Raw genomic sequence first — 14,060 nt, 5'->3', positions numbered from 1 at the left:
GCTTTGACAAAGGTCAAATGTGTGCAACCAACAATTTAAAGGAGATTTTCACTATGGAAAAAAGCGGCGTAAAAGAATTCCTTAAAAGGAAGAACGTCACCCTTACCGTGCGGACCTATCTCATTGATGCATTGGGTGCTATGGCATTTGGCCTTTTTGCATCTCTTTTGATCGGAACCATCTTCGGTACTCTGGGTCAGCAGCTCAATGTGAGCATGTTCAACGTAATTGCAGATTATGCAAAAAGCGCCACCGGAGCGGCTCTTGGCGTTGCAATTGCCCACTCCCTCCACTCCCCGCCTCTGGTTCTGTTTTCCGCTGCAACCGTGGGTGTTGCAGGAAACGCTCTTGGAGGACCGGTAGGAGCATTTGCCGCAACAGTGGTCGCAGCAGAGCTTGGTAAAATCGTTTCAAAGGAAACCCGGCTGGACATCCTGGTCACTCCAGGCGTCACTATCATCTCCGGTGTCCTCATTGCAAAATTTGTAGGACCGGGAGTTGCCGGATTTATGAACTGGTTTGGCTCTATTGTAAAAACCTCCACAGAACTGCAGCCCTTCTTTATGGGAATTCTGGTATCAGCCCTCATCGGCATTGCCCTGACCCTTCCTATAAGCAGTGCCGCCATCTGCATTGCCTTATCCCTTGACGGACTGGCAGGAGGCGCCGCCACCGCCGGATGCTGTGCACAAATGATCGGGTTTGCCGTTCTCTCCTTCCGGGAAAACGGAGTAGGCGGCCTAATGGCCCAGGGTCTTGGTACCAGCATGCTGCAGATGGGGAATATTGTAAAAAATCCCAAGATCTGGATTCCCCCCACCCTGGCTTCCATGATCACCGGCCCCATTGCCACCATGGTATTTCAAATGAAAAACATTCCTGCCGGTTCCGGAATGGGAACCTGCGGACTGGTAGGCCCTATCGGAGTTTTCACCGCCATGGGAAACAGCCTCAACACGTGGCTGGGAATTTTATTTATCTGCTTTCTCCTACCCGCCGTCCTTTCTCTTTTCTTCGGTGAAATACTGAGAAAAGCCGGATGGATCAAATTCGGGGATTTGAAGCTGGATTTAAAATAACATTCACCATAAAAAAAGGTATCTTGAAAAAGCTTTTATAAGCCAATCAAGATACCTTTTTGCATTCTTTTTTCTAAGTTCTTCTTTTTCTTTCCGCCGAAACCACTTTCCAGGCTATGAGCAGCAGCACAGCCAGATTGCCTTTTCCCCCTTCCAGAAAGACAGCACACCGCCCATGATATGTAAAGATTCTCTGCTGAATTTATAACACTGCGGCCCCGCCCTTATCCGGGGAAATCTTTCTCAAAAGCCAATATCCCCCATATGCCGGAATCTCCACCGCTTTTCCTTCCATCTCTTTTCCTGTTACCAGATCCGTATACACACCGTCATCCTCGTTGATCCAGACCACTTTATCAAGTCCGCTGAAGTTATAAAGGGCAATGAGCTTTTCTCCTGCCCCTTCCCGTATGAGCCCCAGAACAGAATCATCCCAGGTATCCACTGCCCTTACCTCCGCCTCCGTACCAAAGACAGGATAAAGCCTCCTGATTTCTTCCAGCTTCTTAAGGCCGTTGAATATCCGTTCCTGGACACTTCCTCTTTCCTTCCTTTTTTCTGCCAGATCCCATCTGAAATCTCCCCGGTGCAGGTACCGGGAATCATCCTGCTTCCTGGGATCGTCATGGTAAGAGTAATCATTTTCCTGCCCGACCTCATCTCCGCTGTAAATAACCGGAATGCCGGATTGTGACAGCATATAGGCATGAAGCATAAAATTCAGCCTTATGACCCTGTCTGTTTCCTCTTCATTTCCTTCGTATACGGCTTTTTCAATTCCGCACAGGGAAGCCGTGGTTCCGCACAATCTGGCATCTCCTGATTCCGGATCAGAATTATACAGTTCTCCCCTGGAAAAGGAGCCCGGATACTGCCCTGTCAGGTAATCATTTAGGTGTTTTTTATGGCTGGTTTCTTCTATTCCAAACTGTTTCAGCCACTGGTAATCAAGCCCCCAACCAATGTCATCATGACAGCGCAGGTAATTTAAAAATACATACTCTTTAGGGAGTCTGCTCACCGCCTCCATCTGCTGATGCAAAAGACGTACCTCCCTTGTGGCAACGCTGTTCCAGGTGGCGGCCATGGTGGTCACATTGTAAAGCATATGGCACTCCGGCTTTTCCACACTGCCAAAATACGGCACCACTTTATCCGGTTCCATCACCACTTCCCCCAGAAGAAGAACCCCCGGACAGATGATCTCACAGATAATTCTTATGATTCTCACAATATTGTGAACCTGAGGCAGATTCCGGCAGTTGGTGCCCAACTGCTTCCAGATATATGGAACTGCATCAATACGGATCACATCAATTCCCTTATTCACCAGATTGATCATATTTCCGATCATCCCGTTAAGCACCAAAGGATTCCAGTAATTCAAATCCCACTGGTAAGGATAAAATGTAGTCATCACATATTTCCTTGCCTCCGGCACCCAGGTAAAATTGCCCGGAGCCGTAGTCGGGAACACCTCAGGAACGGTCTTCTCAAACTGAGCTGGAAGATCGTAGTTGTCATAGAAAAAATACCTGTCCTGGTACTCCCTTTCCCCTTCCCTTGCCCTTTTCGCCCACTGATGTTCCTCTGAGGTGTGATTCATCACAAAATCCAGGCAGAGGCTGATGCCCCGTTTATGGCATTCCTCAGCCAGCCCTTCCAAATCCTCTATGGTTCCAAGCCCTTCCCTCACCTTTCCAAAGTCAGAGACCGCATATCCTCCGTCACTTTTTCCTTCCGGTGAGTCCAAAAGAGGCATTAAGTGCAGATAATTGATTCCGCATTCTTCAATATAATCCAGATGCCTCTTAACGCCATCCAGATTTCCTGCAAAAGCATCCACGTACATCATCATCCCGGCTATGTTATTTCCTTTATACCACGCCGGATTTTTGCTGCGGATGCGGTCCAGATCCTTTAATCCTTTTTTTCTGGACTGATACCAGCCATACATCTGACCGCATAAGTCCTCAAACTCCGGCATTCGGTTTTCATACAATTCACAGTACAGCCATTTCAGCTCGTCATAGTACTTCTGAAACCGTTTTTCATATTCTCTGCAATATTCCATTTGCTTCATCTTCCCCTGCCTTCTGTCCCTGCAAAGCTTCGGTCATTCCACCGTATAAAGAAGGACTTTTTCCTCCTTGCCGGTGCATATGCCGCTTCCCAGGTCGTATACCGTATTGGTAATCACAAATTCCCCGTCATTTACAAATACTTCAATCAGATTAGGGTCCACATAGACATCCATGTGATACCCCTTTTTTAATTCCGGAGTGGAAAAATGCATCCTGCGTCCCTCTCTTTTGCCGGACACCATGCTCCGATCCGTACAGATTTTCCCTGCCCTGCGGAAAATACGGTATCCCCCTATGTTGATCTCCTCCCCCTCTTCCAGCTCAATGGACAGACGGTATCCCGCCTCTCCGCTTTCAGACGGAGTTTCAATCTGCCTGCAATAGGCTTTTTTTACATTGGGATGGGGGCGGAAGAAGATGTGTCCCTCTTCCGCCTCTACCACTCTGGGCATACAAAACAGCCCATTCCATTTCCCGTCAACAGCCTCCGGCATACGGGCCCATGCCACAGTTATTCTTCTGCCCTCTTCATCCACCGTACTCTGTGCCGCATATAAATCCAGGCCATAATCCATAAATTGATAATGATCCGGTATTTTCATGGTACAGGAGTCTTCATCAAATCCTACCGTCATGCAGATGGCCTGACTTTCTTCCTCATATCCATCCTTTAAAAATCCTATGGGAGAAAAGGCCAGAACCTTTTGCCCATTTACTTCAAAATAATCCGGGCATTCCCACATCCAGCCAAATCCGGCCTTTGATACGGAATTTACATAGGACCAGTGATGGAGGTCATCACTCCTGTAAAAAAGGAGCTTTCCGTCACCTTCCGGTCCGCCGGTTCCAAGAACCAAGTTCCAGCCGTTTTCCCCCTTCCATACCTTAGGATCTCTGGTATGGGCTTTATGAGCCACCTGGGGGTCTTCAAAAGGAGAAATGATCATCCTCTTATTCCTGACATTATCAAAATGAAACCCATCTTCCGATGTAATCATCATCTGAGAAGAAACAAACTCATCCCCAAGGCAAAGATTGATGTCCTCCGGATTTTCTTCCAGATATTTAACACCCGTGTAAAAAAGATACATATTTCCATTGTGTTCTACCCCACTGCCGGAAAAACAGCCGTCCCGGTCCCCCGGTTTCGTGGGAAACAGGGCGATACCCTGATGTTCCCAGCAAATTAAGTCATCGCTTACCGCATGACCCCAATGGATTCTCCCCCATCTGGGTTCGTAGGGAAAGCACTGATAAAATATGTGGTATTTTCCCTTATAATAGATAAATCCGTTGGGATCATTGATCCAGTTCCCCGGAGCTTTTATATGTATCATATTTTTAGTCATAGTAATCAAGCCTTTTTTTATTTATTTTACCGCCCCGGCAACTACGCCGCTGACGATTTGTTTCTGAAGCAGGATATATAAAATCAATACCGGTATGACGCATAAGAGCAGCCCGGCCATGATTGTTCCATAATCTGCGGAATAAGTTCCGTAAAAGCTGTAAGTAGAAAGCGGCAGTGTCAGCAGCTTTTTATCGGACAGCACCAGGGACGGCAGCAGAAAATCATTCCAGAAAGCCAGTGAATTTAAAATCACCATAGTAGAAATAATCGGCTTTAATAACGGAAAAACAATCATGAAAAATGTCTGCCTGTGAGTACAGCCGTCAATGTGGGCGGCTTCCTCCAGGGCCAGAGGCACATTTCCCCTGATAAAGCCGTGAAACATGAATACGGACATTGCCATGGAAAATCCCGTATGCATGAATATCAAAGTGACTCTGTGATTCAGCACGCTCAGCTTCCCTCCGTAAATGCTGACCAGAGGAATCATAATGGCCTGGAAGGGGATGATCATGGAAGCTACCATCAATACAAAGGTGATTCTGGATATGATATTGTTATTCCGCACAATGTAATAAGCCAGCATTGACGCCAGAATCGTCACCAAAAGCGTGGCCGATGCAGTTATGAGAAAGGAGTTTTTAAATGCATTTAAAAAGTCCATCTGCCTGAAAGCTTTCTCAAAATTGTAAAAGGACAGGCCTTTGATCGTAAAAAGCCATGAAAACGGATTCTTGATAATGTCCCGTTTCTGTTTCAGCGAATTGATGAGCACCATGCAAAACGGAAACATATAAAGGATGAATACGAAAACCAGACCCACTGTAGCCGTTCTGTTTACTGCCTTTTTCTTTTCTCCTCCAACACCTGTCTGCTTTTCCATTATGCTTCCACCTCCTTCTTCTTTGTCAAATACACCTGGATTCCGCTGATGCACGCCACGATCAGGAACAAAATCAGTGCTTCCGCCTGGCCCACGCCAAACTGCCTTGAAGTAAAGGCTTTTTCATATACATGCATTGCCGCCATTTCCGTGGTTCCGTAAGGTGCTCCTGCCGTTAAAGAAAGGTTTACATCATACACCATAAATGCCCTAGACAGAGTCAAAAACAGGCAGATCGTAATAGAAGACATCATAAGAGGCATAATAATGTCCTTCATCCTCCTCCACCCCGATGCTCCGTCAATGGTAGAGGCTTCCAGCACATCCTCGCTCATTCCCATAAATCCGGCCACATAAATAAGAATCATGTACCCCGAAAGCTGCCATACTGTGACAATCACCAGGGCTGCAAAAGCCTTGGACGGCTCTGAAAGCCAGGAAGCCTCAAACAAGCCCCAGCCTGTAGATTCTCCAATCCCTACAAATACTCTGGAAAATACAAACTGCCAGATATATCCCAAAACAATTCCTCCGATCAGGTTTGGCGTGAAAAATCCTGCCCGGAAAAAGTTCTGTCCTTTAATCCCCCTTGTCAGCAGGTAGGCAATAAAAAATGCCAGCACATTGACTAAAACCACCACCACGATCACATACCGGAAGGTGAGAAGCAGGGACCTCCAGAACTGGCCGTCTTTCACCACTCCCCCGAAGTTCTGCAGTCCTACAAAGTTTTTCACATCAGAAACCCCGTTCCAGTCCGTCAGCGTCAGATATACGCCATAGGCAAACGGAAGAATCACAACCGCTAAAAAGCAAAACAACCCCGGTAAAGCAAACATGAAAAAATCTTTATTTTTTGAACTCATTTGACTCCCCTCCCCTACTTCTGGCTCTCCCAGTAACCTTCAACTGATTCTGTTAATTCCTCCCGCCCGCTCCTTCCTGCAAGATATTTCTGCATGGCAGACCCCAGGGCAGACCAATGGTCATTGGGCACGATGGCAGACGCATTGAATGCTTTTTCCTCATGTACCTTATTATATATATCCCGGCTTAAGGGATCAGCCGGTTCATATGGATTGTTCTGGAACGGAGGAATTAAGTTGCATGTTTTTACAATCATCTGCTGTCCGATCTCGCTGAATACCATCCATCTTAAAAACTCCTTTGCCGCTTCCCTTTCCTTCTCTGATGCAACCTTCCCGTCTATCATAATCTGCTTGGAAGGAGATGCCTGGATATGGCTGTTTGCAAAATCCTGAGGATCATCACTTAAAAAATAGGGAAGAAATCCGTATTCATCCTCATTTTCAGCCCCTGCCTCCCGAAGATTGGGCCACGCCCAGTTGCCGTTAAACCAAAAAGCAGTCTTTCCATCGGCCAGATCAATCGCCATCTCATCATAATCAGCTCCCAAAGGGTCCTTTTGGGCAACATTATGCTCTTTCAGCACATCAAACATATTTAAAAACTGATCCAGGCGGCTGTAAGTTTTCAAATCCAGGGTTCCTGCCTTAATGGCTTCTATGGCTTCCCGGGCTCCCTCAGAAGTTCCGTCATAAGTCTCATATATGTACTGCAGATGGTGAGCTCCCAGGGACCAGTCTTCCTTTGCCAGAGACACCGGCCGTTTCATGCCTGCAGCCTCCAATCTGTCCAAAAGGTCTACGAATTCCCTTTGTGTTGTCAGGGACGAAGGATCGAACTCCTCTCCCAAAAGCTCCTCAATCACCGCCTTGTTGTAAATCAGACCCCGGCCTTCGATACAAAGAGGAAAACTGTAAACCATTTCATCCACCCTCGTCAGATATTCCTCTGCCTCCCCAGTCCACGGCTCCCCCGTCAGATCTGCCGCTTTTTCCTTTGCCAAAGCAATGACATCTGTAGTATCCAGAATAGCCATAGTAGGCGGTGTTCCGGAATTATACATGCTGACTACCTTTGTGTAAGGAGAATCTCCATCCGTAACCGGCATAACCTCCACATGGATTCCTGACTCCTGTTCAAATATTTCTGCCATCTTCGTAAGGGCCACCTGTATTTCCGCCTTTGAGTTTAAAAGCGTGATCCTGGCTCCGGATAGGGAAGAATCGTATTCAAACCTGTCAATGGAAACATCAATCGGTTCCTCCTTTACCACTTTGTTGGGATCATCCGGATCACTTGCAAAGCCGAACCGGCATCCGGTCAGCACTGCTGCCGCCAAAATCATAAAAAACCCCAGTTTGACGGCTCTGGCAAACATCTTCTTTTTCATTACCCGCTCCTCCTTTTTATTTTTGACACCTTCTAGTAACCGGTAAAGTAACCGGTTACTTTTGTGATTTCATCATAACATCCACACATCCCCATGTCAATACTAAATATGCTTTTCCTATTTGATTTCTCCACTGTTTCTAATCGATGGTACGGTCCTCCCAAAACCGGTTACTTAACCGATTATCCTTGACACGTCTTCAATTTTTGTTATACTGAAATCAAGAATTTTTGACAGAACACGAGAGGATACAAAATGGCATCTAAAAAAAATATTACCTTCGATGATATTGCAAAATATACTAACTTTTCCAAGACAACCATTTCCAGGTATTTCAATAATCCTGATTCCCTTACTGTGGAAAATCAGGAAATCATCTCCGATGCCCTGGTAAAGCTGAACTACAAGGAAAATAAGGTGGCCCGTATCCTTGCAAGCGGGAAAACAGAGTTTATCGGCATCATTATCCCAAACCTGTATCTCCATTATTACTCCGAAATATTGAACCAGATTCTGTCCACCTATGAGACCTTTGGTTATAAATTCCTTGTATTCACAGGCCATGAAAATGCAGAAATGGAACGGAAGTATATTCAGGAGCTGCTGGCCTATAAAATTGAAGGGTTAATCATTTTAAGCCATACCCTTTCCTCCCGGGAACTGGCATCACTGCAGATTCCCATTGTAGCTATTGAAAGAGAAGATAAGCACATATGCAGCATTAACACGGACAATTACATGGGCGCAGTCCAGGCTGCGGGCCTTCTTGCCCGGCACCAATGCGATATTCTGATTCACATTAACACACCAACCTCACCCGACATACCGGCTTACGGACGTATCCAGGGATTTGAGGATTTCTGCAAAGAGAATCACATAAACCACAGAATTTTCTGTCTGGAGATAAAAAACACATATGACTCTATCCATCAGGCCTTAAACGGCGTTCTGGAACAATTGGAAACCGATTATCCTGATTTGAAAAAAGGGATTTTTGTTTCCAATGACACTCATGCCACCATTCTTTTAAACCAAATTTTCCGCAAATACGGAAATTTGCCGGATAATTATCTGATTATGGGCTTTGATGATTCTGCCGTTTCCAGGGAAGCCATCATTCCTATCAGCACCATTGGGCAGCAGATTGATAAAATCGCCTTTGAAGCAGTCAGCCTTCTTGTAACACTGATGGAGGAACGGAAGAAAAGAAGACCGGTCCCCTTAAAGGAACCGATCCATAAAACCATCACTCCTATTTTGATCCGCAGGGAAACCACGGAAAAGAACAAATAAATACTTTCCCTAAGAGAAAGGATAAAATCAAATGCCCCGTTTTTCCATAAGAAAATTGTCCGTCTGCCTTTTGCTTTTAGGTCTTTCCATATCCGGCTGCTCGCCCCGGCCTTCCGCCATTTTACCGGCCGATGACCCGGACCTAACAATCTTTACCAGTCAGGAAAAATCCATATACGAACCTATTATAAAAGAATATCAGGAACGAACCGGATATAAGGTTCATGTGGAGGCGGGAACCTTTCAGGACTTAAAACATTATATTGAAGAAAATACCCTGGCGGACCGCTACGATGCAGTCTTTGGCATCCACTCTGCTGACCTGGAGCATTACAAAGACAGCTGGGAAGTCTATGAAAGCCCCGATACAGCCTCTCTCTTTCCAAATACATCTCCCTCCCACCGGCTCTGGACGGGCTTTTGCTCCCTCCAGACGGTAATTGTATACAATACCAAGGTAGTCACCTACCGGGAAGTTCCTACCAGTTGGGAAAGCCTGCTGGATCCTTCCTGGAAGGGCAGAATTGCCTTTTTAAATCCTGAAGCCTCAGATATCTATTCCGCCGCATTGGTATGCGCTTCCCAGACTTCCAAAAATCCTAAGGAGTATTTAAGTGCTTTTTCCAGAAACTTAAACGCCCCTCTTTACACCTCTCTGGAAGAGGTCAATCAGGCCATTACAGACGGACAGTATTCTCTTGGAGTGACCCTGGATACACTTGCTGAGCAGCTAAAATCAGAAGGCGGCGAAATTAATTACATCTATCCAAAAGAAGGGAACTATTCCCAGCTTTATGGCTCTGCTCTCATATTGGACTGTAAGCATCCCGGCCCGGCAAAGGAGTTCATTGATTTTACCGTCAGCAAGGATGTGCAAAGCCTTTTATCAAATAAATTAAACCGTCTGCCCATAAGAAAGGGAGTTCACTCCGCTCTTGCTGCCACAGGTGCCTACCAGGATTCACAGACATTTGTTTCCCTGCGGAAAGAAGCCATGGATAACTGGCAATCCCTGATGAAACATACGGTTGAAGAAGGGCGGTGATTGGTTTGTTCAAAAATCCAGCTTATAAGCTCCCCTTTAAGATACAGATTTTTCTTGGCTGCCTTCTGGTTGCCATGATTCCCCTTTTGTTTTCAGGTGTTTTTGTAGTTAAAATTTTCGAAGCATCTTTAAGCAGGCAGTCTGTTACTGCCACAAAAAAGCAGTTGGAGGATGCAAGGGATCAGATTGACCAGCTTTTCTCTTCCTGTGAATCCGCCTGCTACGAATTAGCCTGGGACAGCACCATTTACCGGACAATGCTGGATAACAGCAGCATTGACGTTCAAAAAGATTTGTATCTTTCTCTTTATCAGTCCGTCCAGAAAACTTACAGCTCCATCAGTTTCAGCCTTTACGATGCCGGAGGCTTTTTGCGCTTTACCACGGAAAGCAACAACCAGATTTCAGAATACCTGCCCCGTGACTGGGGAGTTTTAAAAAAAGCTTCCCAAACCAGGGAAATGGCATATTACTGGACAGACCCCTACTTAAACACAATTCCCGGTTTGGTGCTCCAAGCAGCCTGTTCCCTGGAAAATCCCCAGGGAGCCAGAACCGGTTACTTAGTTCTTGACTTTACCCACGACAATTTAAGCCGGATTCTATACAGCAATTATTCCGACAGGGACACCTTTATTATCCTGGATCATCTGGGCAATCCCGTTTACTGCACAAAAAAAGAATACGGCCCGGAGGAAATCAGCCGGATCATTACCCAGGCCCGGAGCGGAACAGACACCGGAAGATTTTTATATGACAGCATCAGCAGCCCTAAGTACGGATACACCATACTGCTGCAAAAAGGTTCCCAGATCAGCGCCAGCGGAATAAAAACCATGAAAACCGTAAGCATTGCCATTGCCCTGTTTTGTCTGTGGCTTTGCCTCATGGTCTCCCTGGCTTTAAGCCGAAGCTTTTCCCTTCCGGTGAGCAACCTTGACCGGGCTATGAAAAAGGTCAGGGATGGGGATTTAACCATTCACTTAACCACCAACAGAACCGACGAGCTTGGCAGGCTGATTGAAAGCTTTAACCGGATGACCCGGGATTTAAAGTCAAACCTGGAAACGGCAATCAGACAGCAAAAGGACTTGAACGAAACCAGCCTAAAGCTGTATCAGACCCAGTTGAATCCTCATTTTCTCTATAATACACTGGACACCATCAAATGGAATGCCAAGATCAACCAGAATCCGCAGATTCCGGTTTTAGCGGAAAATCTGGCCCAGATTCTCCGGAGCAGCATTTCCTCCTCCTCCTTTATCACTCTTCGTCAGGAACTGGAAACCATAAAATCCTATATTGAAATCCAAAAAATCCGGTTCACGGAACGCTTTGTATATGAAGAAGAAATTCCTTATCAACTGGAAGACTGCCTGGTTCCGAAAATGATTCTTCAGCCTCTGGTAGAGAATTCCATCCTTCACGGCCTGGAGGACTACTCCCATGGCTATATCTGCATCTATGGAAGATCAACAGAAAAAGATGAAAAACAAGTGATGCTCATTGCTGTGACAGATAACGGAAGGGGAATGAGCCAGGAAATCATTGACTGGATTAACAGCCCTAACCCGAGAAACCGGACCGGACACCTTGGCCTGTATAATGTCATTCAGATTTTAAAGCTTTATTACGGCCAGCAATACGGCTTGCATGCGGAGTTAAATCCTGAGGGAGGAACTACCGTAACCCTGATTCTTCCTATCGAACGGGGATAACTATATAAAATTCAATACAGAAAGGTCGGTGTTCTATGTATCGTGTTATTCTTGTAGAGGATGAGTCTGTGGTGCGCAAAGGCATTGCCCTGACCACTGACTGGGCTGCACTTGGCTGTGAGCTGATCGGAGAAGCCGCCAATGGAGAAGAGGGACTGACCCTCTCCCTCCAGCTAAATCCGGACATCGTCATCACTGACGTAAAGATGCCCCGCATGGATGGGGTGGAAATGATAAAAAAACTGAGGGATACCGGCTCTCTTTCCAAGTTTATTATTCTCACTGCCCATGGTGATTTTAAATATGCCCAAAGTGCTCTCCGTTTGAGGGTAAGCGACTATTTGCTGAAGCCTTTAAAGGATGGAGACCTGGAGCAGGCTATTTCCCAGCTTATCGCCGCCCAACACCCGCCCTCCTCCAAAGAGCCCCCTCCCGGGTTAAATCCGGAAATCTTTTCCATGGATTTTAATTCCGATTCCTTCAGCGGATATGTACAGGAAGCCCTTTTGTTCATCTCCCATCACTATATTGAAGATATTAACATCAGTACAATTTCCAGGCATCTGGAAATCAGCGAAGGCTATTTAAGCCGTATTTTCAGAAAGGAAACCGGCTATACCTTCAGCAATTATCTGATTTTCTACCGGATTAAGCTGGCTATGAAGCTGCTGGAAAACTGCCGGATCAAGGTTTATGAAGTGGCGGACCAGGTTGGTTACTCAGATACCGCATACTTCAGCGTTCAGTTTAAAAAGATTGTGGGAATTTCCCCCTCTGAGTATCAGGACCGTTACCAATAAAAACAGAGCGTTATCAAACAGCAATTGCCCGCCTGTCTGATAGCGCTCTATCATTTTTCCAATCTCAGAATTCTACATCGAGAAACTTTTCCATGACCCTGCAAAGCCTTACAGCGTCCTCTTCCTTTTCCATTTCACAAAAGATTCTGAGAAGGGGTTCTGTTCCCGAAAATCTGGCGCTGATCCAGCCGCCGTTTTCCAGGTAAACCTTGCAGCCATCCATATAGCTCACCTGACTGATATCAAAGGGGATTTCAGGCAGTCTTCTCTCTTCCATAAGAAGATGCTCGATCTCTTCCTTTTTTGCCGGAGTAAACCGGTAATCCCTCTCCAGCATATAAAACTCCCCATATTCTTTTTTAATTTCATGCCAGATTTCCGACAACTGTTTTTTTGTCAGAGCAATCATTTCTACCAGCAGTGCGGCCGCATAAATACCATCCTTGCCGTGAATATGCCCTTTTACCGTCAAACCTCCGGAGGATTCCCCTCCGATGATGGCGCCTGTCTCCTGCATTTTGGCAGAAATATGCTTAAAGCCTACGGGAACCTCATAACAGGTTTCTCCAAAGCGTTGTGCCACATGGTCCAGCATGTGGGTGGTGGAAAGATTTCTGACAACCGGTCCCTTCCAGCCTTTGTACTTTAAAAGATAATAGTAAAGGAGAACCAAAATCTTGTTGGGATGAAGGAAATTTCCTTTATCATCAATGACTCCCAACCTGTCCGCATCTCCGTCTGTTGCAATTCCAATATCACAGAAACGGTCAAGCACATAGTTCTGAAGATTTCTCATGGTGCTTTCCGTGGGCGCAGGCATCTTTCCTCCAAATAAAGTGTCGTGCTGGGCATTGATGGTTTCTATGGTACATCTGGCCGCAGAAAGTATGGTATTTAAAGCCGTTAAGCTCACTCCATACATGGGATCAATGGCAACCCGCAGATCCCGTTTCCGTATGGCCTCCATGTCAATCATTTCAATAATCCGGTCCAGATATTCATTCAAAGGGTGAATTTCCCTTACAGTTCCTTCCTCTATGGACTTTAAATAACCGGAGGGAGGCATTTTCCCTTCCTCGGAAGAGTCCGCAGTATATTCCCGTTCCGCCCGTTCCAGGTAACGTTCAATATCCCTTGTCTGCTCCTCATCCGCATCCCTTCCTCCATAGGTAAACACCTTTATGCCGTTGTAAATGGCCGGATTGTGGCTGGCCGTCACCATCATTCCATAATGGAGCTTGTGCTTCATCACATAGTACATAATCAATGGGGTTGGAGAACTACGGTTTACGAACCGCACCTGGATTTTTTCCTTTGTAAATACCTCACAGGCCCATATCACCGCTTCCTTGGACAGAAAACGCCTGTCATATCCGATGACAACGCCCTCTCCCTCCACTCCTTCTGCCTTCATTTTCATGGCCAGAGCCAGGGATAATTTTTGTATATTTTCTTTAATAAAACCTTCGCCGATAATCGCTCTCCAGCCGCCTGTTCCAAACTGTATCATAGGATCTCCTTTCCTATTTATTGCCCATGTTTTCTGGGCA

The 14,060-nt window shown here is 46.0% G+C and carries 11 protein-coding genes; 5 read left to right on the top strand and 6 right to left on the bottom strand.

Going from position 1 to position 14,060, the window contains the following annotated elements:
• The first annotated feature begins 53 nt into the window (after positions 1 to 53).
• On the top strand, positions 54 to 1,079 hold the full coding sequence (locus tag V7M78_RS14245) for a PTS transporter subunit IIC (RefSeq protein WP_333650659.1): 1,026 nt from the start codon (positions 54 to 56) through the stop codon (positions 1,077 to 1,079).
• Between the two features lie 202 nt (positions 1,080 to 1,281).
• Here V7M78_RS14245 and V7M78_RS14240 read toward each other — a convergent pair whose 3' ends face one another.
• Genes V7M78_RS14240 through V7M78_RS14220 form a run of 5 tightly spaced genes read right to left on the bottom strand, consistent with a single transcriptional unit; the run spans position 1,282 to position 7,654 of the window.
• A complete protein-coding gene (locus V7M78_RS14240; protein ID WP_333650701.1) occupies positions 1,282 to 3,153 on the bottom strand; it encodes an alpha-amylase family protein in 1,872 nt (623 codons plus the stop codon).
• A gap of 42 nt (positions 3,154 to 3,195) precedes the next feature.
• Positions 3,196 to 4,512 (bottom strand): glycoside hydrolase family 32 protein, encoded by a 1,317-nt coding sequence (locus V7M78_RS14235; protein ID WP_333650657.1) that lies wholly within the window; start codon positions 4,510 to 4,512, stop codon positions 3,196 to 3,198.
• A 21-nt stretch (positions 4,513 to 4,533) separates the two neighbouring features.
• On the bottom strand, positions 4,534 to 5,397 hold the full coding sequence (locus tag V7M78_RS14230; protein WP_333650655.1) for a carbohydrate ABC transporter permease: 864 nt from the start codon (positions 5,395 to 5,397) through the stop codon (positions 4,534 to 4,536).
• On the bottom strand, positions 5,397 to 6,263 hold the full coding sequence (locus V7M78_RS14225) for a carbohydrate ABC transporter permease (protein ID WP_333650653.1): 867 nt from the start codon (positions 6,261 to 6,263) through the stop codon (positions 5,397 to 5,399). The genes V7M78_RS14230 and V7M78_RS14225 overlap by 1 nt, the downstream gene beginning before the upstream one ends.
• Positions 6,264 to 6,277: 14 nt before the next feature.
• The gene (locus V7M78_RS14220; RefSeq protein ID WP_333650651.1) at positions 6,278 to 7,654 is read right to left on the bottom strand and encodes an ABC transporter substrate-binding protein; all 1,377 of its coding nucleotides are present in this window, start codon (positions 7,652 to 7,654) and stop codon (positions 6,278 to 6,280) included.
• 255 nt (positions 7,655 to 7,909) lie between these two features.
• Between V7M78_RS14220 and V7M78_RS14215 the strand changes: the two genes are divergently transcribed.
• The 4 genes from V7M78_RS14215 to V7M78_RS14200 are packed head-to-tail and all read left to right on the top strand — an operon-like array spanning position 7,910 to position 12,510.
• Positions 7,910 to 8,947, top strand: coding sequence for a LacI family DNA-binding transcriptional regulator (locus V7M78_RS14215; protein WP_333650649.1), 1,038 nt, complete (start codon positions 7,910 to 7,912; stop codon positions 8,945 to 8,947).
• A gap of 31 nt (positions 8,948 to 8,978) precedes the next feature.
• Positions 8,979 to 9,992 carry an extracellular solute-binding protein gene (locus V7M78_RS14210; protein ID WP_333650647.1) on the top strand — a complete coding sequence of 338 codons (1,014 nt, stop codon included), beginning with the start codon at positions 8,979 to 8,981 and terminating at the stop codon, positions 9,990 to 9,992.
• Between the two features lie 5 nt (positions 9,993 to 9,997).
• Positions 9,998 to 11,710 carry a sensor histidine kinase gene (locus V7M78_RS14205; protein ID WP_333650645.1) on the top strand — a complete coding sequence of 571 codons (1,713 nt, stop codon included), beginning with the start codon at positions 9,998 to 10,000 and terminating at the stop codon, positions 11,708 to 11,710.
• A gap of 35 nt (positions 11,711 to 11,745) precedes the next feature.
• Positions 11,746 to 12,510, top strand: a complete 765-nt coding sequence (locus tag V7M78_RS14200) for a response regulator transcription factor (RefSeq protein WP_333650643.1) — start codon at positions 11,746 to 11,748, stop codon at positions 12,508 to 12,510.
• Between the two features lie 64 nt (positions 12,511 to 12,574).
• Here the strand turns inward: V7M78_RS14200 and V7M78_RS14195 are convergent, their stop codons facing one another.
• Positions 12,575 to 14,020, bottom strand: a complete 1,446-nt coding sequence (locus V7M78_RS14195; RefSeq protein WP_333650641.1) for a phosphoglucomutase/phosphomannomutase family protein — start codon at positions 14,018 to 14,020, stop codon at positions 12,575 to 12,577.
• Between the last annotated feature and the right edge of the window lie 40 nt (positions 14,021 to 14,060).

Source organism: Lacrimispora sp. (genome assembly GCF_036758025.1).
Classification (GTDB): domain Bacteria; phylum Bacillota; class Clostridia; order Lachnospirales; family Lachnospiraceae; genus Lacrimispora.
This window is presented reverse-complemented; position numbering and strand designations above follow the sequence as displayed.

What these genes read in the sequence shown, in the direction of transcription:
- V7M78_RS14245 (WP_333650659.1), top strand. Translation starts at nt 54, where the DNA reads ATGGAAAAAAGCGGCGTAAAAGAATTCCTTAAAAGGAAGAACGTCACC.
- V7M78_RS14240 (WP_333650701.1), bottom strand. Translation starts at nt 3,153, where the DNA reads ATGGAATATTGCAGAGAATATGAAAAACGGTTTCAGAAGTACTATGAC.
- V7M78_RS14235 (WP_333650657.1), bottom strand. Translation starts at nt 4,512, where the DNA reads ATGACTAAAAATATGATACATATAAAAGCTCCGGGGAACTGGATCAAT.
- V7M78_RS14230 (WP_333650655.1), bottom strand. Translation starts at nt 5,397, where the DNA reads ATGGAAAAGCAGACAGGTGTTGGAGGAGAAAAGAAAAAGGCAGTAAAC.
- V7M78_RS14225 (WP_333650653.1), bottom strand. Translation starts at nt 6,263, where the DNA reads ATGAGTTCAAAAAATAAAGATTTTTTCATGTTTGCTTTACCGGGGTTG.
- V7M78_RS14220 (WP_333650651.1), bottom strand. Translation starts at nt 7,654, where the DNA reads ATGAAAAAGAAGATGTTTGCCAGAGCCGTCAAACTGGGGTTTTTTATG.
- V7M78_RS14215 (WP_333650649.1), top strand. Translation starts at nt 7,910, where the DNA reads ATGGCATCTAAAAAAAATATTACCTTCGATGATATTGCAAAATATACT.
- V7M78_RS14210 (WP_333650647.1), top strand. Translation starts at nt 8,979, where the DNA reads ATGCCCCGTTTTTCCATAAGAAAATTGTCCGTCTGCCTTTTGCTTTTA.
- V7M78_RS14200 (WP_333650643.1), top strand. Translation starts at nt 11,746, where the DNA reads ATGTATCGTGTTATTCTTGTAGAGGATGAGTCTGTGGTGCGCAAAGGC.
- V7M78_RS14195 (WP_333650641.1), bottom strand. Translation starts at nt 14,020, where the DNA reads ATGATACAGTTTGGAACAGGCGGCTGGAGAGCGATTATCGGCGAAGGT.